The 23,507-nt window shown below is 61.2% G+C and carries 15 protein-coding genes; 7 read left to right on the top strand and 8 right to left on the bottom strand.

Features of this window, described 5'->3' with window-relative positions; translation table 11 throughout:
• Positions 1 to 124: 124 nt before the first annotated feature.
• From MUN80_RS19935 to MUN80_RS19910, 6 genes are all read right to left on the bottom strand, one after another.
• The gene (locus MUN80_RS19935; protein ID WP_244715615.1) at positions 125 to 694 is read right to left on the bottom strand and encodes a GNAT family N-acetyltransferase; all 570 of its coding nucleotides are present in this window, start codon (positions 692 to 694) and stop codon (positions 125 to 127) included.
• Between the two features lie 164 nt (positions 695 to 858).
• Entirely contained in the window at positions 859 to 2,787 is a 1,929-nt protein-coding gene (locus tag MUN80_RS19930) for a PKD domain-containing protein (RefSeq protein ID WP_244715613.1), read from the bottom strand.
• A 275-nt stretch (positions 2,788 to 3,062) separates the two neighbouring features.
• On the bottom strand, positions 3,063 to 4,520 hold the full coding sequence (locus tag MUN80_RS19925) for a T9SS type A sorting domain-containing protein (protein ID WP_244715611.1): 1,458 nt from the start codon (positions 4,518 to 4,520) through the stop codon (positions 3,063 to 3,065).
• Positions 4,521 to 4,528: 8 nt separating this feature from the next.
• Entirely contained in the window at positions 4,529 to 6,304 is a 1,776-nt protein-coding gene (locus MUN80_RS19920; protein ID WP_244715609.1) for a phage tail-like protein, read from the bottom strand.
• Between the two features lie 445 nt (positions 6,305 to 6,749).
• Complete coding sequence (locus MUN80_RS19915; RefSeq protein ID WP_244715607.1) at positions 6,750 to 8,024, bottom strand: T9SS type A sorting domain-containing protein; 1,275 nt, start codon at positions 8,022 to 8,024, stop codon at positions 6,750 to 6,752.
• Between the two features lie 155 nt (positions 8,025 to 8,179).
• The gene (locus MUN80_RS19910) at positions 8,180 to 10,714 is read right to left on the bottom strand and encodes a DUF5686 and carboxypeptidase-like regulatory domain-containing protein (protein ID WP_244715605.1); all 2,535 of its coding nucleotides are present in this window, start codon (positions 10,712 to 10,714) and stop codon (positions 8,180 to 8,182) included.
• Between the two features lie 492 nt (positions 10,715 to 11,206).
• Between MUN80_RS19910 and MUN80_RS19905 the strand changes: the two genes are divergently transcribed.
• Both MUN80_RS19905 and MUN80_RS19900 read left to right on the top strand, forming a co-directional pair.
• Positions 11,207 to 12,067: an NAD(P)-dependent oxidoreductase gene (locus MUN80_RS19905; protein ID WP_244715603.1), complete on the top strand. Its 861-nt coding sequence runs from the start codon at positions 11,207 to 11,209 to the stop codon at positions 12,065 to 12,067.
• 171 nt (positions 12,068 to 12,238) lie between these two features.
• Positions 12,239 to 14,122, top strand: coding sequence for an alpha-amylase family glycosyl hydrolase (locus MUN80_RS19900; RefSeq protein ID WP_244715601.1), 1,884 nt, complete (start codon positions 12,239 to 12,241; stop codon positions 14,120 to 14,122).
• Between the two features lie 129 nt (positions 14,123 to 14,251).
• Here the strand turns inward: MUN80_RS19900 and MUN80_RS19895 are convergent, their stop codons facing one another.
• Entirely contained in the window at positions 14,252 to 15,964 is a 1,713-nt protein-coding gene (locus MUN80_RS19895; RefSeq protein WP_244715599.1) for a T9SS type A sorting domain-containing protein, read from the bottom strand.
• Positions 15,965 to 16,412: 448 nt separating this feature from the next.
• On the opposite strand from MUN80_RS19895, the gene MUN80_RS19890 reads away from it, so the two are divergent.
• A complete protein-coding gene (locus MUN80_RS19890) occupies positions 16,413 to 17,033 on the top strand; it encodes a hypothetical protein (RefSeq protein WP_244715597.1) in 621 nt (206 codons plus the stop codon).
• 70 nt (positions 17,034 to 17,103) lie between these two features.
• On the opposite strand, the gene MUN80_RS19885 is transcribed toward MUN80_RS19890, so the two are convergent.
• Entirely contained in the window at positions 17,104 to 17,847 is a 744-nt protein-coding gene (locus MUN80_RS19885; RefSeq protein ID WP_244715595.1) for a hypothetical protein, read from the bottom strand.
• Between the two features lie 254 nt (positions 17,848 to 18,101).
• Here MUN80_RS19885 and recQ point away from each other — a divergent pair, with 254 nt between their 5' ends.
• From recQ to MUN80_RS19865, 4 genes are all read left to right on the top strand, one after another.
• The gene (gene recQ / locus MUN80_RS19880; RefSeq protein ID WP_244715593.1) at positions 18,102 to 20,333 is read left to right on the top strand and encodes a DNA helicase RecQ; all 2,232 of its coding nucleotides are present in this window, start codon (positions 18,102 to 18,104) and stop codon (positions 20,331 to 20,333) included.
• 327 nt (positions 20,334 to 20,660) lie between these two features.
• Complete coding sequence (locus tag MUN80_RS19875) at positions 20,661 to 21,347, top strand: DUF2306 domain-containing protein (protein WP_244715591.1); 687 nt, start codon at positions 20,661 to 20,663, stop codon at positions 21,345 to 21,347.
• Positions 21,348 to 21,448: 101 nt separating this feature from the next.
• Positions 21,449 to 21,628, top strand: a complete 180-nt coding sequence (locus MUN80_RS19870; protein WP_244715589.1) for a hypothetical protein — start codon at positions 21,449 to 21,451, stop codon at positions 21,626 to 21,628.
• A complete protein-coding gene (locus tag MUN80_RS19865) occupies positions 21,625 to 23,310 on the top strand; it encodes a hypothetical protein (protein WP_244715587.1) in 1,686 nt (561 codons plus the stop codon). The genes MUN80_RS19870 and MUN80_RS19865 overlap by 4 nt, the downstream gene beginning before the upstream one ends.
• The last annotated feature ends 197 nt before the right edge of the window (positions 23,311 to 23,507 follow it).

The raw sequence follows: 23,507 nt of genomic DNA, 5'->3' as shown, positions 1-23,507 counted from the left end.
AACACGCCTGGTCGCCACGAACGCCGGCCTGCGAAATGCCTAAGTGGTTGAAAAGTTGTAATAATCGGTTGATTATAAGGCAAAAGCGAGGCGCTTGAAAGTGTCTGGTTTTCATGTAGCTTAACTACTGCAGTTGCCAACTGTCCCATTCATCGAACAGCAGCACGTAGCGGTACTCATCGCCCCAGGCTCCCTTCAGCCAGGTGTTTTTTCGCAAATGGACCTCTTGCCGCATGCCTACCCGCTCCAGTAGTCGGGCGGCAGCCAGGTTCAGCGAGTCCGTAATGGCTACCACCCGCTGAAGCTTTAGCTCCGCGAAACAGTAGTGCAGCAAGCCGTGCAGGGCTTCCTGGGCATAGCCGCGGCCCTGCACGGCCGGCGCCAGCGTAATCCCGATTTCAGCAGTGCCCGGATCGTGAGCATACAGTTGCAGGGCACAGTTGCCTAAAAGCATATTCGTGCGGCGCCCGGCAATGCCAATCGGGGCCCAGGTGCCGGGCGCGGCGGGCACGCCGGTTTGCCCGTGCTGCCCCAGAAATTCGGCGGCCTGAGTTCGGAAAAAGGACTCCCAGCTCGGGTAGCGGGCCTCTTCCGGACCGCCCTGGCAGGCACTGAAAGCAACCAGGTCGGTTGGCTGCAGGGGGCGCAGAATCAGGCGCGAGGTCGCCAGGGTAAAGGGAACGGTAGGGTTCATTGGTAAAAAAGCAAAAGCCAGAAAAGATTGGGGAAGCCACCACCATTGTTTGGGCGGCTTCCCCAATCTTTTTGGGTATTCGGCCCGCTACGCGAGGGGCGTAGCGGGCCGGAAGAAACAAGAGGGGAGCCTGGCTACGAGAGTTAAGCCGGGCCTGAGCGGGGCTAGTGGCTGTCGTAGTGAATAGTGGCCCAGGTTTGCCAGGTGCCGGCATACACGCCCTTCCAGTCGTTGTTGGCCGGGCTGTCGGCGCTGCCATTACCATTGGAGTCGCCGCCGCGTGTGTCGTCTTTGTAGGACGTGAAGGCAACGCCGGTGCCGGCCGCATTCTGGAGCTGCTCGGCCTTTTCGCGCAGGAAGACCTCCGTGCCGGGCAGGAACTTAAGCGTCACGCTATTGCCCAGGCGCAGGGTTTTGCCGGCCACCAGGTCAATGCTTTGCGAATTAACGTAGGCCACTTCCGTTTCCTCCCAGTTCACGCTCTGTTTGGTAGCGTTGACGTCCCAGTACACGACAATGCCCTGAAACTGATTTTTTTCGTTGGTGTTCTGTGGGTTATGAAATGAGTTGGAGTTGTCCAGATCAAAGCTGGAGGCAATAGAGAGCGGGCGGACGTTGTCGTAGAATACGTTGTCCTGAATAACGGTGCCGGCCTTGGCCCGCGAGGCATCCACGGTGCCTTCCGTTATCTGGTCGTCCTGCCCGTTGTGGGCGAAAGTGCAGTGCGTAATGCGGACCGTGCAGGCAAACAGGTTGATGGTGCTGCCCCCGTTGCCGCCGTACATGAACTGGCAATGGTCAAACTCCGAGTCGGCGCTGCTGCCGGCGATGATATTGCGCCAGTCTTTCTTGGCCGGGGCCGAGGCGCTGCCGTCGTGGTTGGTGTCGCCGCCGTGGGCATCGTCCTTGTAGGAGGTAAAGATAACCGGCTGTGCGGCCGTGCCGCGGGCCGTGAGGTAGCCACCGCTGCCAAACTGCATGGCCGCGTTGGGCAGCAGCTTCAGCGTCACGCCCGGGCCCAGGGTCAGCTGGGACTGCCAGTAGGTGTTGTCCAGCACGAAGGGCACTTCCGTCTCGTTCCAGCTCAGGGGCAGGGAGCTTGCCGAGGGGTCCTCCACCCAAATGCCGTTGTAATCGTTTTTCTGGCTGGCATTCTGAGGGTTATGAAACGAGTTAGAGTTGTCCAGGCTAAAGAGCGTACTCACGCGCAAAGGCATCTCGTTGTCGTAGAACGTGTTGTTGTCGATAACCACGTTGGCCGAGGCTTCGCCCGCGTTCAGGGCGCCGCGCATGCTGGCGCCGCCCCCGGCGTTGTGGGCAAAGGTGGAGTTGCGGATGGTAGCCTCGCCGCCGCTCAGGCCCAGGGCGTAGCTGTAGGTACCCCCACCGCCGGCGTACAGAAACTCGCAGTACTCCAGGCGGGAGCCATTTTTACCGTTCAGGTTGACGTGGTCCCAGTCTTTGCGGGCCGGCACCGAGGCGCCATCGGCGTTGGTGCCGCCACCGTGGGCGTCGTCTTTCACCGAGGTAAAGACAATCGGTGCGTTGGCCGTGCCGACAGCTTCGATGCGGCCCGCGCCGTTCAGCGTAAGGCCGCTGCCGGGCTTAAACTTGACGACCGTACCGGGCTGCAGCGTCAGGATGTTGCTGATGCCCACGTCGCCATCCACCACGTACACGTTGCACGATTCCCAGGTCGTAGCCGTGGTAATGGCATTCGTGACGGGAATAATTTGGCGGATGCAGCCAGTAGGCACGCCCACAGTAATGCGCTGGCTGGTGGTATCGGCGCCCCCGGCGCCAGTGGCCGTCAGCTTCACGCGGTACACGCCGGCCTGAGCATAGGCGTGGTTGAAAGTGGCGTCGGTGCTGGTGCTGGTGGTATTGTCGCCGAAGTTCCAGGTGTAGCTGCTCGCGTTCTGCGACGTATTCTGGAACGACACCGGGCATACACTCTGGCAGGCGCTGGCCGTGTAGGCGAAGGCCGCTTTGGGTTTGGGCGAGCTGGCTACCGGGTCGTCCTTTTTACAGGCGCCCAGGGCCAGGGCTGACAAGACGACGCACTGGGGCAGTCGGGGAAAGGAAAGCTGCATGACAATGAAGGAAATGAAGTGAGAAATCGATTAGAATCTGATGGTGCATAGAGGAGGCCGGCCCAAAAGGCAGCCCGTGCCGGGTGCCGGCCAGGGTAGTGGGGGTAGGGCGGCCCGGTATGCCGACTGCGGCAGAAACAGGGGCAGCTACTGGGCCGCTAGTGAGGGCTTAGCGCGGTTGCGGAGCCGCGTGCCGGTCCGGCTTCTCGGTAAGAGGAGCTAGTTATAATCTGAAAAAGCTGAGCCTCCGAAGCGGGGCTGCCAGACTTATTCCGCTAGTTGCGCACCACTTTCAGCGTGGTGTGCTGCTGGACCTGGATTAAGCGCAATTGGTACACTCCCTGGGGCCACTGAGCAGCTTCGGGCAGCGTAAGAGTGGTACTACCAGCGGGCAAGCTCAGGCGGCGCTGCAGCAGGGCTCGGCCCAGGGCATCGACGACAACCAAGTCGGCCGCGCCGGCCTGCCCGGTCAGCACGCGCAGCTGCAGCTGTTGCCCAGCGGGCAAGGGCACCGGGAAAGCTTCGGCTACGAGCTTGGTAGGAGCGGGCACCTGCAGGGTCCGGACGGGCGAAAGGGTTTCCGCGCCATCCGCATCTACCTGGCGCAGGCGGTAATACACGATGCTGGCCGCGTAGCGGGCCAGGTTTGCATCAACGAACTGGTAGTCGCTGCGCCGGGTAGTGCTGCCTTGGCCCGCTACCCGCCCAAGAGCGTGGAAGAGGCGGGCATCGGTGCTGCTTTCTACCACGAAGTAGGCGCTGTTTTTCTCCGAAGCCGTAGCCCAGCGCAGCAGGCCGTCGGTGTTGCGACGCTCGGCCGAGAAGCTCACCAGTTCCACGGGCAGGGGAGCCTGCGTATTGCCCACTGTAAAGCGGCCCAGGCTGGTGGTGGTAAAGCTGATGCGGCGCGAGGAAGCATCGGCCCGGGGGCCAGTTGGCGCCCAGGCAGTAGAACTGCCGGCTTGCTGCCACACCTGGGCGGCGCTTCGGTTGGTAAACCCGTTGTCGTCGGCAGCGGGCCAGGTTACTTCAACCGCAACGGGCGCAACGGGGGCATTGGCGCTCGTAATCCTCCAGATCCGGTCGATGCCGGGGCCGGTGCTGCCCAGAGTGGCGTAGCTGCTGCCGTCCTGGTGCAAGCCAGAGGTGCGCGTTACGGAGATTAGGCCCAGGTTCTGACCCTGGGGGTCGAGCGTGAAGCCGTGGCCAAAGTCGGTGCTGCCGCTGGCGGTTCGGCTAATGCGCAGATTGCCCTGCACGGTGCGCCCGGCCGTTTCGCCCACCAGCACGGCCCCGGCGGGCAGGCTGATGGTGCTCGTAGCCGTCGTCCGAATCAGGCCGGTGGTGAGGCGCAGCTCCTGATCCACGGTCAGGCTATTGGCTACGAGCAGCAAACTTTGTGGCGCATTGCCGGTATTGTCAGCTTCCAGCTTCGCAATGCCGAAGCCGTTGTGAGCCAGTCGCTGCTGGTCGGAGCCGCTGAAGCGCAGCAGACCGGGGGAAGTCATCGTGCCCGTATTGCGCAGGGTGCGGCCCACTTGCAGGGTACCCGCGTTGTAGACCTGACCCACCGGCAGGTTCAGGAGCGAATCAGCTACGGCCAAGAAAGTGCCGGGCTGCACCGAGATGCGGCTGCCGTGGTTGGTCAGGGTCTGAGCGGCCAAGGGTGAGAAACTCAGGGTGAGCAGCGCCAGCGCCAGGGGCCGGGGTAGGGAAGGGAGAGGATGTTGCACGGCCGGCTCTAGTTACGGCTGGTGACAATCCATTTGGCTCCGTCACTCTGCACGGTAATCCGCTGGTTGGTCGGCAACGAGGTAATGGCGGCGTTCAGCACGTCATCCTGAATAGGAGCGTTGCCACCCGAGTACAGGTAAAGGGTCGTGCTGCCCCCTTGCGAAGAGTTAATCAGCGTGTAGATACGGCCTTTACAGGTGCTGGGCGTCGGCAAGGTGATGTTATTGCAGATGCCGGTGCGGCGCACCGTCTGGTGGGCGCTGGTCAGGATCATGCTGCTGCTTACGCTGCTGGTTTCCGTGTAGGGCGCTACGTTCGTGGCCGCCGCCGTATTCTGGGCGGTGCCGTCGGGGAAGATCAGGGCACTGCCCGCGCTGCTGATCAAGACGCTGCCGGCTACTTCCAGGCGCTGCTTGGGGGCAGTGGTGCCGATGCCCACGTTGACGGCGTCGATATCGGTGCCGCCCAGCACCAGCGAGTTGCTCTGGCTGACCTTGGCCCGGTAGCCGATAGCCCCGGCGTTGGTGAGCCCATCTACGCTCGGGCCGGCCCGGTAGCCAAGGCCCAGGTTGTTGCCACCGACAACGTTATTTTCTCCGCTTTCAGCGCCAAGAAACACGTTGTAGCTGCCGGTGGTAGTCCGCCAGCCGCTGTTGGCGCCGCTGAAGGTATTGTTCTCCCCGGTCGTGTTGCTCGAGCCGCTACTTCTGCCGGTAAACGCGTTGTAGGAGCCGGTCGTGTTAAAGTAGCCGCTCATGTAGCCGCTGAACAGGTTGTGGGCTCCAGTGGTATTTTTCCACCCGCTGCTATAGCCGCTGAACACGTTGGCTTCCCCGGAGATGTTGCTGTAGCCGCTCTCATTTCCCACGAACACGTTGTAGTTTCCTATCGTGTTCTTCAGGCCGCTGCCACTGCCAAGAAATACGTTCTTTTCCCCGCTCGTATTGTAGTGGCCGCTCCCGTCGCCGACGAACACATTTCGGCTGCCTGAGATGTTATAGTAGCCGCTCACGTTCCCGGTGAATACATTTGAATTCCCTGTCGTGTTATAGTGGCCGCTGGCATAGCCGGTAAACACGTTGTCAGATCCAGTTGTATTAGACTCGCCAGTGAAGGTGCCAGTAAACACGTTGTTACCACCGGTCGTGTTAACTTCTCCACTGGCGTAGCCGAGGAACACGTTGTTGGAGCCGGTCGTGTTGACGGTGCCGGTGCGGTTGCCCAAAAAGACGTTGTCCCGGCCAATGTTTTGCTTGCCGCTGCTGTAGCCCACAAACACGTTGTCGTAGCCGGAACCCGAATAAGGAGCACCGGTCTTGTAACCCAGGTACACGTTGTTATTGGGGGCGTTGCCAATATCGAGGCCGCCCAGGGCACTCACGCCGATGCCCAGCGTGCCGGTACCCAGCAGCTGAAAGTTTTGCAGGCTCACATTCTGGGTAGCCGTATGGTTGCCCAGGTCGTCGTCGCCCACCCGCTGCCAGCTGGGAGTTGTGGCCGTGCCCTTGTTCTGCCAGAGCCCGGCTTCGGCGCCGTCCGTTTGGTACACGAGCAGGCCCTGGGCCGGGTTCTTGAGGGTAGCGCGCTCGGTGCCGCTCATGCGCGGCGGCAGCAGACCCTGAGTGGTAGAGCGCATTTCCAGCAGGGCGCTGGGGTCGGGGGTAAAGATGCTGGCCCCGATGCTGACGCCCGTGCTCTGGGCCAGGCTGGTAGTAGAAAGGGTGCCGGAAAGGCCCAGCAGGCAAAGCAGGCCAAACTGACGTGGACGAGTCGAAAAGTGCATGGTATTATGAAAAGGAGTTCTGTTAAGTAGCCGGCCGAATTCGGCCTCGGTAGCCGTTGCCAGGCTGCACCCCGGCGGGGCCGGCAGGGCGGGCTAAACCAGGGCCGGAGCGCCAGGACTTCCGGTGGCGCGTCCCGGTTGCGCTTGTCGGACTACTAGGTGGAGGGGCGGCTGCAGCCTTCGTTCGGCTCGTTGCGCCGCGGGTGAGAGCCAGGCTACCAGATGGTTATAAATGTTTATGCAAAACTACCGGCGCCCTGCTCCGCAAGCTTTTGCCAAACGGATAAGAGGTTTTCAAAAGCGGATTTTGTCGGGCGCCTCTGTCAAAGAGGCGGCTATCCGAAGGCTGGATATAGGCACACAGGTGCTGTATCCGGCCCGGTAGAGTTACCGGGCCCGGAAAAAAGCTGGATGCAATGGGTATGCGCAGGTGTTCTGCCGGAGCTTACTCTTTGCTGAAATGGCCCGTGCGTACTTCTTCACCGGCTGTGAGGCGCACGTGGTAGAGGCCCCGGGGCCAGGACTGCACTGCCAGTTGCACCGATTGGCGGCCAAGTACCTGCTCCTGGTGCAGCAGGCGGCCGGCCGTGTCGTACACGGTCAGGGCGTAGCGGGGCAGGTCGGCGCGCACTTCCACCGTCGCGGAGGCCGGGTTGGGCACCATGGTCAGGGCCAGCTTGGTTTCGGGAGCTCGTTGCGCCGTCACGACGGTTTCGTACACGGCCAGGCCCTGGTCGGCGGTGCCTACCCAGACCTTGAGCCGGCCCCCGGTTTGCTGCAAAGCCACCGAGGAAAGCAGGTTGGTGGGCAAGGCCGAGTTAGCCATGTTGAACTGCTGCACCACGGTGTTGCTGTTGGAATCGTACACCAGCAGGCCCCTGGGGGCAGTTCCGGCCGTGCCGAAGCTTTCGGTGGCTACCCACACGCGGGCCGGGTTGCTGGGGTCGGGGGCCATGCCGCCCAGGGCCACGCAGCTGCTAGGCGTGGGGGTGCTCAGCCAGCCGTTATCCAGGGTCAGCAGCATGCTGGTGTTGCAGGTGCCTATTACCACGGCGCCCAGGTTGTTGACGGCCACGCCGTGCACGCAGTTGTTACCGGTCAGTTTATGGTAGCGGAAGGAGAAATTGAGCGTGTTTAGCCCATACAAGCCGCTGTTGGTGCTGTTGCAGTTGGTGCCAATCCAGAGCATGTTCACGGTTTCGTCCAGGGCCAGGGAGGTTACGGCCTCTTCCTTCAGGCTGGAGTTTGAGCTGTTGAATTTGGTCCAGGTAATGCCGTCGAAGCGGGCTATGCCCCGGCTGCCGGCCATCCACACCGTGCCCGTGCTGCTGATTACCAGCTCGGTAATAGTCAGGTCATTGCCTCCGAACCGGCCCACGGGTAGCTTGGTCGGGTCGTTGAAGTAGGTCCAGGTGGTGCCGTCGAAGCGGCTCAGGCCCTTGTCGGTACCCACCCACACGATGCCGTTGCGCACGGCCAGGCTCACCACGTTGCTGGAGGGCAGCCCGTTGGCGGCCGTAAAAGTCGTCCAGGTGGTGCCGCTCAGGTGTTGCAGGGCGCGCTGGGTGGCAATCCACTGGCTGCCGTCGGAATCAATGGCTACTTCCCGCACCACGTTGCTGTGCAGGGGCGAGTTAGTCACGTTCAGGGTTTGCCACTGGGCCAGGGCCGCCGTGCCGGTCAGCAGCCAGGCGCAAAGAAGGGTAACCATGGATTTCATATGCGGATTCTAAGTTGCGGTGCCACCGACTCCAGCTGGAGGTAGTTCAGGCACCTGGTGGAGAATAAAGACCTTTGGGAATCAGACTACAGGCGCAAGGACACTGGTAATCAGGCTTACTTTTGCGCCCGGCCAGCCGAGCTTCGGCGGCCGACTTAGAGCCGGAACTGGGCGCCGACTTTGATGCCGAAGTTGTCGGCATTCGGATGGTGGCGGTAGGTGAGGCGATGCATAAAGTCGACCCGGACAAACTTGCAGATGTTCTCGATGCCGTAGCCGGCTTCCAGGTAGGGCTGCCGGTCCAGGGTCGGCACCCCGGGCAGGGCGTGGCCCTCCTGGTCGTAGCGGGGCTGCACGCGGTTGTTGGCCGAGAGGCCCCCATAGAGCACGTTGGCCGTGCCCACCAGCCGCCAGTTCAGGGCCCGGATACCAGGCAGGCTGTTGAGCAGCAAACCCTGGAAGTGATGATCCAGCCGCAAGGACACGCTACGGTCAGTGACGAACTCGAAGTAGTTCATCAGGTTGAAGGCGTTGGCGTTATAGAAGGGCGTCTGGTTGCCAAGCGGGGTTTTCAGCACCAGGTAAGGTACTGCGTCGGGAATGTAGCTGCCCTCCAGGCGGTAGTTGAGGCGCCCCAGCTGCCCAGCCGACACGCTATGGGTCAGCAGCAGGTTGAACTTCTGGTAGGCCGGCGGCGTGCGTGGGGTGAATATATTGCGGAAGCCCAGCGTGTAGCGAAACGTCACTATTGGCCAGCGCTTTAGCCCGATGGAGCGGCGGCGGTTGTCGCTCTGCACCAGGTTTTCGTCCCGGGCGTAGCGCGATTCTAACACCAGTTCCGACAAGGTCAGATGGTGGCCCAGCGGGGCGGCGGGGCCGTGGTCGTCGGTGGCGTAGTAGGCAAAGTCGTGCAGGGGCTTGATGTCCTGGTGGCGCAGGGTCAGGGTTTGGGTAAAGCCCCGGAACAGGTCGCGCTGCCCGGACACGGCGTAGAGGTTGCGCAGAATGGGCCGGCCCTGGGCGAAGCGGCCCCAGCGGGCGGCGGCCAGAAACAGGTTGTTGTCGGGCAGAAAGTCGTTGTCGAGCAAGGCCACCTGCTCCACGTCGTGGCGGTATTCGGCGCTGAGCACCGACCAGTGACGGCGCTCGGCTATAAAGCTGGTTTTCAGCCCGTACTTCAGGCGCTCGTCCAGGGTACCGTAGGCCAGGTAGCCCTGCGTCACCCAGTCGCGGCTGATATCGGACGTGGTGCGGAAGCCCACCCGGATGCGGCTGCCTTCATAGTCATTGTGGGCGTAGGTGTTCAAAATCGGGCCCAACTCCCAGCGGCCCACGCGCTTGTAGCCGTTCACGAGCAGCTCCACCCAGTCCAGCACATTGCGCACCGAGGGCAGCTGCCGGGCCGAGTCGAGCACGGCAAAGGTCTGCTGCTCGGCCAGACTGAGCGTGTCGGGCCGGTGCTGGTCGAAGTAGCCCGGCACGCCGGCCGGGTTGGCGTCTGTTTCGGTTGATTCAAGAGAAGCCGCGACGATGGACTGGTCGTAGAAATCCGGCTCGGCGTGCACCCGGTTGCGCACGAAGTGGCTATTTACGGTGGTAAAGCGCAGCTGCGTGGCTACCTGCTTGCGGGCCGGCCGCACGCTCACGACCAGCTTGGTGCGCACCGGCAGCCCGGGGCCGTCGGTAGGCGAGGTCAGTTCCTGAAAAATGCGCAGGTCGCTGACAAAATTCAGGTTGGCCTCGGGGCTGGCTACCAGGTCGGCGCGGCGCAGGGCGTAGCTTTCGGCCGTAATCCAGACGGTGCCTTTAAAGGCCAAATCGTGGGCGCGCTTGGGTGTTACGGCAATTCGGTAGCACCAGTCCGGGCCCACAAAGACCGAATCCTGTAGCTCGTAGTCGTAGGTCAGGCGGCTACCCTCGGCCAGGGGCGAAATGAAGTCCTTGCCCAGGATATTCTGCCAGTTGGGGTAGAAGTCGAAGTTCTGAAAGTTGGCGCCCAGCAGCTCCGAGGCCACCGAGCCTTCCCGGGGGGCAGCCCCGCGCATCTGCCGGTGCAACAAATCTTCCCGGCGGCGCAGGGGCGAGTAGGTCTGGTACACCCGCGAGCTGACTTCCGACGCAAAAATGGGCAGGGGTGCGTCGGGGTCGGCAGCGGCCGTGGCACCCTGGCGCACGGCCAGCTGGCGGATGTCCTGGATGACCTTGCGCTTAGCCAGGCGCTGGGGCAATTCGATCAGGCTGGTTTCGATGCGGTTGTAGGAGTCGTACTCGGCAGCCTGCAACGCCGTGCGAGCGTTTTGGGGCTTGTGTTTCTGCACTTCGCGCAGAATGCGGAAGGCCGGGTTTTCGGGCTGACGGGCGTGCACCACTACTTCGGCCAGCACCCGGCTGTCGGTTTTGAGGCGGAACAGCACGGTTTGCTCGGCGGCCGAACTGAGCTTCAGGCGCTGGGTAGCGAAGCCCAAAGCCGAAGCGGCAATGGAATCGGGGGCGGCAGCTACGGCCAGTTTGAAGCGGCCCTCGGCGTCGGCGGTAGCGCCGGTCGTAGTTCTTGGAACGAAGACGGAGGCAAACGGTACGGGCTCCCCGGTACTAGCTTCGACCACTTGCCCGCTCACGACGAGGCGTTGGGCAGCAGTTGGCAATACACGCAGATTCAGGAGTAATACTAGTAAAGCAAGAAATTTCATAAAAATTCTACTTGAAGCAGTTAGTCATTTAGGCCGCCGGACTACTAGAGCGCAGCAACGGAGTAGGGGTGAGGACCTGACTCGGGCGTTGCTGCCGGTTCTGGCATAGCCAGGGCGCTGCTGCGCGGGCGTTGCCGGGTCTACCCCATTGTGCCTGCGTTTCTATGGGCCTATTTTCAATAGGTTGCGCAGTTAGGAAGCGTTGCCGGGTACAAAAGTAGAGTGGGCTTCAGGGCCGGACTTTGGTCAAACGGATTCCGTTCTTTCTGTCGCGGATTCTGTGGGCGGCACTTCCGAAAGCTGCGTTTTGGCGCCGGTTTATGGCTCGGATGTTACCAGTGCCTGGTTGGCAGGCTGAATTTTCAGCTCCGAGTATGCGCCCTGACTCGGCAGCCCGTCAGGTTTGAGAGCAAAATGCGGCGGGCTACAACTAATCCGGCCCGGGCCTGTATAGCATACCTCACCTCTTTTTATCATTTCCCGCAATACAAAATGAGTGCATTAACCACCATCGGCTGGATTGGGCTAGGAAACATGGGCACCCCCATGTCGCAGCGGCTGCTGAGTGCCGGCTACCCGGTTTTCGTCTATAATCGAAGCCCGGAAAAGACAACCGCCCTGCGCGACCTGGGCGCTACCGTGGCCACTTCTCCGGCGGCCCTGCTAGCCGAAACGGACGTCGTGTTCCTGATGGTTTCCGATGACCAGGCCGTGCGGGAGCTGTTTACTGGTTCCGAGGGACTGTTGCAGGCTCGGGCCACTGGTAAGCTGCTGATTAACATGAGCACCGTGTCGCCGGGCGTAAGTCGGGAAGTAGCCGCGCTGTGCCAGGCCCAGGGCCACACTTACCTTGATGCCCCGGTATCGGGCAGCGTTAAGCAGGCCGAGTCGGGCCAACTGGTAATTATGGTGGGCGGCGAGGAAAGCGGCTTTACCCAGGCCCAGCCCCTGTTTCAGCACCTGGGCAAGCTGGCCCGCCACCTGGGTCCTACCGGCAACGGCAACCTGGCTAAGCTGGCTATGAACACCCTGCTGGGTTTTCAGGCCCAGGGTCTGGCCGAGGCCCTGCTGTTTGCCCAGCAGCACCAGCTCAAAACTGACGACCTAATGGAGCTGATTAACAACAGCGCCCTGAGCAGCGTCTTTATCAAGCTCAAAGGCGAGGCCGTGCAGGCCGATAATTACGCGGCGGCCTTTGCCCTGAAGCTGCTGGCCAAGGACTTACGCCTGGCTCAGGCCGAAGGCTTGGCTACGCCCCTGGCCGAAACCGTCGTTCAGACCTTCCAGCAAGCCGAACCCGCCCTGGGCGACGAGGATGTAATAGCTATCCTCAAGCACCTGAAGCGTCGGTAAGCATTTGGTTAGCTATTGGTTGCTATAATCAACGAGCCGCAGAGCGGAAACGCCCCGCAGCCTGGAAGTCATTAGAGAATGTCCTGTTGAGCAGACCGCTCGGCAGGACATTCTTTCTTTTGGTGGCTCATCTTCTAACTTACGGCTCTGTTCCAACTCTCTCTCCCGCCCATGAAACAACATTTTTTACAGCTGCTGCTAGCCGCCGCACTGCTGCCCTTGGGCGCCACGGCCCAGTCGATTACCCGCGTAAACCCAACCAACTGGTGGACGGGCATGAAAAACGGCAACGTGCAGCTGCTCATCTACGGGCCCCAGGCCGGCACGCTGAGCTATACCATCAGTTATCCGGGCGTCAAGCTACTGAAGGCCAGTACGGTGGAAAACCCGAACTACGCTTTTCTCGACCTGGCTATTGCCGCCTCCGCCAAGCCTGGTACGGTCAGCATCATCGGCAAAAAGGGCACCCAGACCGTAACCCAGAAGTGGGAGCTGCTGGCCCGCGACAACCGCCCCAAGGGCCAGGGAGTGACGCAGGCCGACCTGATTTACCTGGCCATGCCTGACCGGTTTGCCAACGGGGACCCCTCAAACGACAAGTTTGCCGATATGGCCGACCCCAACTCGGACCGCGCCAACCCGTTCTTCCGCCACGGCGGCGACCTGCAGGGTGCGGCCCAGCGCATCGGCTACCTCAAGGACCTGGGCGTGACGGCCGTGTGGTTTACGCCCGTGCTGGAAAACAACCAGGGCCTGACCAACGAGGGCGGCACCATGCGCTCGGCTTACCACGGCTACGGTTTCACCGACCATTACAATGTGGACCGGCGCCTGGGCGGCAACGCGGCGTACAAGGCCTACGTGGAGCAGGCCCACGCTGCGGGCCTCAAGGTGGTGCAGGACGCGGTGTACAACCACGTGGGCAACAACCACTGGTTTATCAAGGACTTGCCCATGAAAAACTGGGTTCACCAGTGGCCCACTTACACCAACACCAGCTACCGGCAGCAGCCCATCACCGACCCCCACGCCGCCCAGATTGACCGGGCCGTGACGCTCAACGGCTGGTTTGTACCCTTCCTGCCCGACCTCGACCAGCAGAATCCTTACGTGGCCAACTTTCTGATTCAGCACGCCATCTGGTCGGTGGAGACCTTCGGGGTGGATGCCTGGCGCATTGATACCTACATGTACAACGACCAGCCCTTCATGAACCGCTGCAATGCGGCGTTGCTAGCCGAGTACCCCAAGATTCACATCTTCGGTGAGTCGTCGGTGACCAGCACCGTGGACCAGGCCTACTACGTCAAGAACAAGATTGACTTTCCGTTCAAGTCCAACCAGCCCGGCGGGTTGGATTTCGTGCTGGAAGGCTCCATGCTGGCCGGCCTCAAGGAAGTGGGCACGCCCGCTGCTACCGGTTGGGACAACGGGCCCCAGCGCGTGTACCAGGCCCTGGCCCAGGACGCCGTGTACCAGGACCCGACCAAGCTCGTCACCTTTATCGATAACCATGACCACAACCGGTTTTTGTCGGAAGTAGGCGAGGACTTCGACCGGTACAAAATCGGGCTGACCTGGCTGCTGACTACCCGCGGCATTCCGAGCCTATACTACGGCACCGAAATCCTGATGAAAAAATTCAAGGACCCCACCGATGCCGAGGTCCGCAAGGACTTTCCCGGCGGCTGGCCCGGCGACAAGGAAGACAAGTTCACCGCCGCTGGCCGCTCGGCCAAGGAGAACGAGGCCTTCCAGTTTGTGAAAACCCTGGCTACCTACCGCAAAACTCACCCCGCGCTGCACAGCGGCCAGCTGATGCAATACCTGCCCGAAAACGGCCTTTACGTATACTTCCGCTACGATGCTACCGGCACCGTGATGGTCGCCACCAACACCACCGACAAGCCAGCCACGCTGCCCACGGCCCGCTTCTCGGAGCGCCTTAGCGGCTTCAGTAAGGCCCGCAACGTGCTGACTGACGAGCCCATTGCCAGCCTGACGACGCTGCAGCTGCCGGCTAAAACCGCTCTGGTCCTGGAGCTCGGAAAGTAGTGCCGGAGCCGTTGCCGGACGCTCAACGGCTGCCCGTCCGGCAACGGCCTCTATTGGTTAAGCAAAACAGCGGCGGCTTCCTGAGTAACAGGAAGCCGCCGCTGTTTTGCCAAGAAAGTTTACCCGGCACTACTCGACTACCAACGGCCGGGCGGCGCGCAGCTTCCCGAGCTGCACCTGCACGTAATACAGGCCGGCCCGCAGTCCGGTCAGGGGCACTTCCACCACCCCGTTGGCCGTGGGCGTCACCAAGCTGCTGCGCACGATTCGGCCGGTGGCATCAAGCAGGGTGGCAGTGGCCGCGGCTCCTGAGCCGGCCGGCAGCTGTAGCATCACGCGGTGGTGGGCCGGGTTGGGGTAGAGGCTCAGGCCAGCCAGCTCTGCTGCCTCGGCCTGGGCCGTAATGACGTTGGTATCCAGCAGTGTAGCCAGGAAAGAGGTAGTGGTGCCGGCCGTGCCCGAAAGCTGTTGGCTGCCGAAGCGGGCCGGCAACGTGACACTCCCGACCATATACACCCGCGCCCCCGATACAGCCAGGCCCTTGGCATAATCGTGCTGCGGACTGCCAGCCTGTTGGGCCCAGGTAAAGTTATTGCTCGGACCCAGGTCGTTGATTTTAGCCACCAGAATATCGAAGAAGCCGCTCTGGCTGTTCGACAGCGCCGCGGCGGTGCCAAAGCCAACCAGCGGGCTGTTGAACTGCCCGGCTACATAGAGGCTGCTGCCATTCAGGGCCAGCGCCGTGGCCTGCTCGAAGCCAGTCCCCCCGGCCCGCTGGGCCCAGCTAAAGACCGGTGCCGTGGTGCCTATATCGTTGAGCTTCGCCACGAATAAGTCGGCATTGCCGTTGTTGGCCAGAATAACACCGGTGAAATTGGCGGCAATACTGGCGAAACTGCCGGCCACGTATACCCCGCTGCCCCGCACGGCCAGGCAGGTGGCCAGGTCGTCGTTGGCGCCGCCCGCACGCTGCACCCAGGCGAAGCTGCTGGTGCTGCCCGCATCGGTCAGGCGCGTTACAAACAGGTCCTGGTTGCCGGCGCTGAATACCAGGTTGGTACCGAAGCTGCCGGTGTTGCTGAAGCTGCCGGCCACGTACACGTTGGCCCCGCTGACGCCCACAGCCGTAGCGGCATCGGGGCCGGGGCCGCCCGCGCTTTGGGTCCAAACGAAGCCGCCTGCGCTGCCGGTAGTTGTAAGCTTGGTGATGAATATATCGGGGCTGGTGCTTACGGAGCTGGTTAGAAATGCGTTGCCGAAGCGGGCGGAGCCCACAAATGAGCCCACGGCGTATACATCGGCGGCTGTAGCGGCCACGGCGTTCAGCTCGTCGTTGGCGGTTCCGCCGGCCTGCTGGGCCCAGTTAAGATTGGCGGCCGAACCCGCGTCGGTATAGCGGGCCACGAAAATATCGGTGGTTGGCGCGGTGCCGGCATTGGTGAGCGTGGTGCTGCCAAACGCCGCCGTGGCTCCGGCAAACGTGCCGCCTACGTACACACTGCCGCTGTGAGTGGCTACGGCCGTGGCTGCGTCGTCGCCCACGCCCCCGGCCCGTTGGGCCCACACAAAGCCGCTGGTATTCCATTTGGCTAGGAAGACATCTGTGCCGCCCACGCTGGTAAGGGTCTGGCTGCCCAGGGTTACAGTCCCGGAGAAGGCCCCCGCCAAGTACACGTTACCAGCTTCATCGGTGGTAGTAGCCCGCACATCGGAGATGTTACCGCCGAGGTTGGCTACCGACTGCCAGTCGCCCTGAGCGTAGCCTGGGGAACCGGCTAGTGATAGTCCCACGAAGAGCAGCCACCGACGGTGCGAGAAAGTGGACAGGAAAGATGTTTTCATAGAAGAGCGACAAGGTGAACAGAATAACGCGGTCCGACAGCAGAAACCTGCTGAAGGCTTCTGCTGTCGGGCCTCGGCAGATACGGGAGCAAAAAAACGGAGTTGCGTTCAAAGCATTCTGCAATTATTCAAAATGCAGATTATTATTTGGTATTATATTTACAATATATTGATTATTTCTAATAAACTAAGTGTACCTAATTCGGGCGCTGGTCGCAAGTAGGGCAGGGACTAGGATGGGGAGCAGTGCTCTATTGCTGGTTTGGTCCTGGCCAGTGGCAGTAATTGGGTAGCTACCCCAGGGCCCGGCCGCGGCTATCCGAAGCTTAGCGCCTGTTGGTAGCCTTCTTACTGCTTCTGCCCGCGGTGAACTCTGTGGGCAAGCTCGGGGAAGAAAAAAGCAGCCTATTTTGGGCCTTCGAAGAAGAAAGTATCCTTGCTCAGCACCATGGCTCTGAAAATACTCTATATCGTGGGCAGCATAGTCGTAGCCGTCGTGGCCGGCGGCGTGCTGGTCTTTTCCCTGGGCCAACGGTCCGTGGCCTACGAGCTCCGGCTCAGAGTGCTCGACGCCGCTGGCCGGCCGCTGCCGGCGCAACGGTTGCTGCTCTGGGACCGGAGCAGCGGGCAGCACGAGTTTCGCCTCGACGAGAACGGACACTTTAGCCGGGAGCTTTCCGAGTCGTTTGGCTCCAGCGCCCTGGGGCCGTTGCGGCCGGAGTCGTTCGGCGTGCGGCTGGTGTTTCCCGACCTAGCGCCGCTGTATTACTGGTTTGCTGTCCGCCGCAGTGGCCCGGTTTCTTCCTACGAGGTGTATAATGACTACTACAGTTCGGGCACCAGTCAGTGGGTTGGCGACTTCAACGCCCAGGGCTTTACCCGCCGCCAAACCAAACCCGACGCTACAGGCGCGGTAGCCACGGCCGTGCCGCCCCGGGGCGGGCAGGTACCGCGCTGGCAGGCCACGGCTACGCTGCAGCGGGCTGGCAACACGCCCGACGGCCGCCGCAAATACACCCTCGACCTGACCCTGCAACAAAGTGGGACGGAGCTTGTGCAGCCCGATTAAACAAGCGCCCGGTCTGCTACGAAAAGCAAACCGGGCGCGGAAATTCGATGCTTACTTTCCGCGGCAGCGGCTACGGTTGCAGCATCAACTCACTTTCGGTGAAGCAGGTGTAAGGACAGGGCATGGAGATGTCGTAGAGCAGGCCCTTGGTCATGTCGGCGCCTTCCTTATCTACGCCGACCAGTACGAAGCATTCCTGCTTGTCTTCCTTGATGCCCCGGTAGATGCGGATGCCAATACAGCCGGGCTGGGCCAGCAGATTCGTATAGACATAGGCGCTGTAGTAACCGGCCCACAAGGCGGCAGGGTGCTGCTTCTGGTAGAGCTTGGTCATGGCCGCCGCCTGGTCTAGCTCAATCATGCCGCCCGCGGGCAACGTGGGCGGCAGGAGCTGTTCGGCGGGCTTCGCGAGCAAAATACTATTATAATGGCCTGGTGGGCAGGGAGTGGCCATATCGGCTACCAGCTTGGTCATATCGGCCCCGGCATCATTGACCCCCACCATCACGATGGTGTTCTTGCCCTGCGGGGTAGTGGCGTGGTAGAGTCGGATACCCTGGCATTTCTCCTGGGCCAGCAGTTGCTTATACACGCTGGCCTCCGTGAATACCGCCCACACTTCGTCGGGGTACGCCTCTTGGTAGCTCGTCGTCCAGCTCACGGCCTGAGCCGAGGAAATGATTTCCCCCGTCAGCGGCACGACACTGGCATTTTGCACGACTAATTCCTGCTTCTGGGCTTGCTTTTCCGCGCAGCCCGCAGCTCCCAGCAGCAGTATTGCTGCTGCCAGCATCCAGGTAACGTGTTTTTTCATAAAGAGAATTAGTTGAAAGTGAATAAGTAAGGAATGTAAATTATTTACCTGGAATATAAATAATATTGAATGTTAAGGATTATGGTGCTAGCCTGGCCGGTGGCGAAGGGAAAAGGGCAAACCAGACGTTCCGAAGCTCTACGGGAAGCTAGCTGCCGGGACGGTGTAGGATTCTGCCAAACCCGCGCACTATTTCCCCACCGCCGCGGTTTATTTACGTCTGTCAAGTCCTGGTTTAGCCGTATTTTTACCGCATGTTATTTGCCCCCGAACCCCTCGCGCCCACGCTGGCTTCTGCCCGGCGCGTCCTGAAGCAGTATTATGGTTACGATACGTTCCGGCCTATGCAGGAAAGTATCATTTCCAACATCATGAGCGGCAAGGATACCGTGGTGCTCATGCCCACCGGGGGCGGCAAATCGGTGTGCTTCCAGGTGCCGGCCGTGGTGCAGGAAGGCGTCTGCGTGGTCGTCTCGCCACTGATTGCGCTGATGAAGGACCAGGTCGAAGCCCTGAAAGCCAACGGTATACCGGCCGAATACATCAACAGCAGCGTGGGCCAGAGCGAGCAAACCAGCATTGCCTCCGACTGCCTCAACGGCTACCTCAAGCTGCTCTACGTAAGCCCCGAGAAGCTGGTCTCCCCGGGCTTTATCCAGTTTCTGCAGCGCCTGCGCATCAGCATGTTTGCCATCGACGAGGCCCACTGCATCTCGTCCTGGGGGCACGACTTCCGCCCCGAGTACACCCAGCTGCGGGTCTTGCGGGAGCAGTTTCCGCGGGTGCCCATCATTGCCCTCACCGCCACCGCCGACCGCCTCACCCAGCGCGACATCCAGCAGCAGCTGCGCATGCACGAGCCCCAGGTGTTTTTGTCGAGCTTCGACCGGCCCAACCTCAACCTGATTGTGCGGCCCGGCCAAAACCGGGTGGGCAGCATCGTGGAGTTTGTCACGGGCCGACCTTCGGAAGCGGGCATCGTGTACTGCCTCTCGCGCAAGCAGTGCGAAACGTTGGCCCAGAAGCTCAAGGAGAAAGGCGTGCGCGCCGGCCATTACCACGCCGGCATGACGCCCAACCAGCGCGGGGCCGTGCAGGAAGCCTTTCTGCGCGACGATTTGCAGGTCATCGTGGCTACCATTGCCTTCGGCATGGGCATCGATAAAAGCAACGTGCGCTGGGTAATCCACTACAACCTGCCCAAGAACATCGAAGGCTACTACCAGGAAATCGGGCGGGCCGGGCGCGACGGAGCCCCGTCCACGGCGGTGCTCTTCTACAGCTACGCCGACGTGATGAGCCTGCGCGACATGCTCACCAAGGACGCCGACCCGCGCCTGGCCCAACTCAGCCTGACCAAGCTGGAGCGCATGCAGCAGTTTGCCGAAGCCGCCAGCTGCCGGCGCAAAATTCTGCTCAACTACTTCGGTGAAACCCTGGCTACCGACTGCGGCAACTGTGACATCTGCCGCAACCCGCCCACAACGTTTGACGGCACCGAACTAGCTCAGAAAGCCTTGTCGGCGGTGGTGCGTATGCGCGAAAAAGCCCCCATCGGCCTACTCATCGACGTGCTGCGGGGCATGCGCAACCAGGCCATCCTGCAGGGCGGCTACGAGCAGATCAAAACCTACGGCGCGGGCCGCGACCTGCCGTATCTGGACTGGTACAGCTACATCCACCAGATGCTCAACGACGGCCTGCTCTACATTGCCTACGAGGAAGGCTACGCGCTGAAAATCACCGACCTGGGCAAGCAGGTGCTGCAGGGCCAGCGCCAGCTGCCGATGAAGAAGTTTCAGCCCGCCGAAAAAGCCGAAAAGCAGCCCCGGGGCAAGAAAGCTGCCAGCGCCGCCGCTACGCCTACCGATGCCACGACCCAGCTCTTCGAGCGGCTGCGGCAGCTGCGCAAGCGCATTGCCGACGAGCAGAACGTGCCCCCGTACGTCATCTTCACCGATACTACGCTCCAGGAAATGGCGGCCGAGCGGCCCATGTCGCGTACGGCCATGCTGGCCATTGGCGGCGTAGGCATGAAAAAGTTCGAGAACTACGGCGAGGTCTTTATCAAAGCCATTCTGGAGCACGGCGGCGCACCCAACCCCGCCGATACGGAGGACAACGATGAAGACGAGGACCTGCCCAGCACCCGCAAGCCTCGCCGCCCCCGCGAGGCCGGCGACACCCACGAAAACACCCTGCAGCTGCACCGCGCCGGCCTGAGCGTAGAAGCCATTGCCGAGCGCCGCAGCCTGAGCCCCAGCACCATCCGGGCCCATATCGAAACGCTCTATGCCAAGGGCCAGCCCATCCGCCTGGAGGAGTTTCTGAGCATGGACGAATTCGCCAAGATCCAGACCGCCATCGGGCAGCTCGGCGGCGACCCGCCCCTGCGCGACCTGTTCGACCACCTGCGCGAACAGTATGACTACTTTAAGCTTCGCCTGGCCGTGATGTACCAAAAGCGCCTGCGGGGAAACAAGTGAGATAGTGAAGTGGTGTCATTGCGAGGCCAAAGGCCGTGACAATCCGTCCGCTGCAATGTGCTGAGCTTTCTAAAGTGAAAAGCCCTGACGTCTGTTCTGGCGTTAGGGCTTTCTGGTAAAAGAGCGTTTGTCACCAGCAGCGGACGGATTGCTTCTCGCTGCGTCCTCGCAAGGACAAGGCAAAGACACCCCGCTGGAAGCTGGGTCTTCGGTTGTATTTTGCGGGTTGAACAGTCTGGGAAAAATACTTTTCCGGCGGTATCATAAGAATATGCCAGCCGCGTTATATTGCCCTAGTGCTTCGCCCGCCTGCCCATGTTTTCCTCTTTGTCTTTTCCGAGCCTGCTGCAGTGGCTGGCGGGTGCGGCCGTTGCCGCCTTTACCATTCTGATGGGCACCAAAGTGTGGCCCTACCTGTCATTCGAGCCCGGTATACATTTTCTGACTACCAAGTCAGAAGCGACGAATAGCAGTGGGCTGTTTCGGTTGGGTTTCTACGTGCACATCACTAGCAGCCTGTGGGTACTGGCGACCGGGCTGGCCCAGTTTTTTCCGCGCCTGTTCCGAGGCCGGGCGGCGCTGCACCACCGCCTGGGTAAGCTCTACGTCGTGTCTGTTCTGGCCCTGGCCGCACCCTCGGGGCTGATTCTGGCCGGCTTTGCCAACGGTGGGCTGGTGGCCAAAGTGGGCTTTTCCCTGCAGTGCGTGGTATGGTGGCTCAGCACCTGGCAGGCCTACCGCCTGGCCCGGCAGCGCCGCTGGGAACCCCACACCGAGTGGATGATCCGCAGCTTTGCCGTCACGCTGGCGGCCATGAGTCTGCGCACCGAAAGCTACGTGCTCTACTACGTGTTCGGCACCAAGCCTATCGAAACCTACCTGACCGTGACCTGGCTTTCCTGGACTGGCAATCTGGTGCTGGCCGAGGTGCTCATTCAGCTGGGCGCGGCCCGGCGCCTGCTGCGGCAGGCGCGCTTTACCCCGGCCCGGGAAACGGCGGTAGTTGCCCAGTAATTCCTTGCCTCGTTTTCGTCCTGCTTTTATGACCAAATTCCTACTGCTTACTGGGCTTCAGAGCGCTGCGTGTAGCGCTGGCTTGCCAACGCCAGGGCCAAGTGCAAACTGGCACGGGGGTGGCGGCCCTGGAATGCGATGAGGTTCCAGACCCCACCAGCCTGCCTTTGCCGCCCGGTGACACCACCCCGACCCGCCACCGGTACTCCCGGGGCCTGCGCCAGTTGGTATCTGTGGAGGCCCACCCGGTGGCGGGCATCGATACACTGCTGCCCCAATGAAACTATTGCTGCTCCCCTTGGTATTGCTCACGCTGCTGGCCGATCCGCCCTCAGGCCGGCCCGCGCCCAAGTCGGCCCCGGCAGCTGGCGTGGCCACGTCGTTCCGCCGTTTTAACCTGGCACCGTTGTGGGTGCTTTACCCCCGGGAAGCCGAGGCTCAGACGATGCTGGGCTGCATGGGCCCGCAGTACCGACCTTTCAACCTAGTGTTTGAGAAAGTGCAGCGCGACGCAAAAAAACCGGCCCTGTACCATGTGCGGGGCAAAAGCCGGGAGCAGGAGCGGATCCTGCCATTTAGCGGCACCATCACGCTGACTTCCCTGAAAAAGGTGCGGATACCGGATTATGCCAACAATGACCAGTTTAAGTCGCTGGGACACTACCAGGCCAATGGGCGCTTCCGCTTCGTGGAAAGCGCCACCGAGGAGGGCGCGGGTACCTTCACGGGGCAGCTTACCATCACTTTTTCCCGAACCGCCAGCGGCTTGGCTTATATGCCCAGGCTGGCATCTTGGTGGGACGAGGGCAGCGCCAGCGAGGGTAGCAAGTTTACCAGTACCTGGACCAGTCCGGCCCACCCCGCAGCCGTTAAGCTGGTATGGGCCAGTAACTTCATGGAAATTGCCGGCAGCGTCATGGAGCGTTTCAACGTGGGTGACCGGGGCCGCACATCAACCGCAAGTACCGGCAGGTGGGTTGGCAAAGCTTCTGGGAAAATGAGGAATGGTGGGTCGAAGACGAGAAGCCAGTTTTGTAAACCTGAAAGCAGTATTTTACCGGCTCAACTTCTATTTATACTACTCTTACGCCTTATGCGCACGTCACTGGTTATTTCCTTCCTTGCTATGCTCGCCAGCTCGGGTTGTCAGCAGCAAACCGCTTCTACGGCCACGGAGGTTGCCCCTGTAGCCCCCGAGGTTACGGCTGCCTCTTCCGCAGCCACTACTGCCGCACCGCTGGCTCCTGTTGCCTCGGCATCTTCCCTCACCAAGCTGCTGCCCGAAAAGCGAGCCTTCCTGCAGCAGAATAACATAGCCCCTTTGTGGCAGAACGATACGGAGGAGCGCCGGCAGTATCCTGCTTTCTCGGGTTTTTACGGTGCCGACCACTACCGCATCAGCTTCGTTTTCACCCGCGTAACCCAGGACCAGCAGCGCCCCGAGCTGTTTCACGTGCAGGGGAAAAGTCAGTTTAAAAAGGCTGTTACCCCCTTTGCCGGTACGCTGACGGTGAGCCAGATAGCCGAGTTGGATACCTTCCTCGACCTGGATTCGGCCAGCAGTGCTACGGCGAAGGCCTACACGGTCACGGCCGGCTTTGAACTCCGGGAAAACTCGGCCGCAAAAGGGGCCGGAGTGTTTCGGGGAACCGGCTACCTGGATCTGTACCGCACCGCCGACGGCAAGCTTCACCAATGCAGCAGTATGCCCAGCTCGGCCGACAAAGACCCGACCCGGGGCTCAGGCTTGTTATTTTCCGGCGAATGGGTGAGCAATACCACTGGCCAGCACAAGCCCCTGCTGTTGGCCAACGACCCCTTCGTTATAGCTCCCGATGTGCTCAAAGACTTCGGAATCGGGGAAAGAAGTGGCGAAATCAACCCGAAATACGCCAAGCTGGGCTGGACGGAGGTGTGGGAAAATGAGGAATGGTGGGCCGATAAGCCCGTATCATCTTTATAAGAGCCTTTGAACCTGAAGGCTGCTATTCCGCTGAAAAAGCTCTTTTACCCGCTGCGAAGCCCGTTGTACTGTGTTAGCCAAGCAGGCTTGGGCGGTGGCCGAAAGTCTCTAATAAGTAGAACGGGGCTATAAAGCATGCCCGGAACTTTTTTCTAAAAAATTAAAGCTAATTGAATTAGTAAAGCTGCGGGTTTGTT

Origin of the sequence: Hymenobacter cellulosivorans (genome assembly GCF_022919135.1) — a bacterium.
In the GTDB taxonomy this organism is placed as follows: Bacteria; Bacteroidota; Bacteroidia; order Cytophagales; family Hymenobacteraceae; genus Hymenobacter; species Hymenobacter cellulosivorans.
This window is presented reverse-complemented; position numbering and strand designations above follow the sequence as displayed.